Origin of the sequence: Xanthomonas sp. BRIP62411 (assembly GCF_003993525.1) — a bacterium.
Taxonomy (GTDB): Bacteria; Pseudomonadota; Gammaproteobacteria; order Xanthomonadales; family Xanthomonadaceae; genus Xanthomonas; species Xanthomonas euroxanthea.
Genome location: NZ_QEZI01000041.1, coordinates 1 through 394, shown reverse-complemented (window position 1 = coordinate 394; position 394 = coordinate 1). Strand labels below are relative to the sequence as shown.

The following is a 394-nucleotide window of genomic DNA, read 5'->3' as shown; positions in this document are numbered from 1 at the left end:
CAGCGGGTCGCGTGCTTCCAGCAAGGCGGCCACGTCGCAGGCCAGCGCCACGCGGGTCGCATCGCCGGCCTGCACCAGCATCGCGGCCAGGCGCGGATGGGTGCCCAGCGCGAGCAGGCGCCGGCCCAGCGCGGTGATGCCGCCGCTGCCGGTGAGTGCGCCCAGTCGCTGCAGCAACTCGTGCGCGGCGGCCAGCGCGCTGGCCGCCGCGCACGAGTTGCTGCAGCGACTGGGCGCACTCACCGGCAGCGGCGGCATCACCGCGCTGGGCCGGCGCCTGCTCGCGCTGGGCACCCATCCGCGCCTGGCCGCGATGCTGGTGCAGGCCGGCGATGCGACCCGCGTGGCGCTGGCCTGCGACGTGGCCGCCTTGCTGGAAGCACGCGACCCGCTG

At 77.2% G+C, this 394-nt stretch carries 2 pseudogenes; one reads left to right on the top strand and one right to left on the bottom strand.

What is annotated here, in order from left to right:
* Positions 1-198, bottom strand: a pseudogene (locus EO139_RS21265) (hypothetical protein); the annotation flags it as partial.
* Here EO139_RS21265 and EO139_RS21270 point away from each other — a divergent pair.
* Positions 197-394: pseudogene (locus tag EO139_RS21270) on the top strand (hypothetical protein); the annotation flags it as partial. The pseudogenes EO139_RS21265 and EO139_RS21270 sit on opposite strands and share 2 nt — an antisense overlap.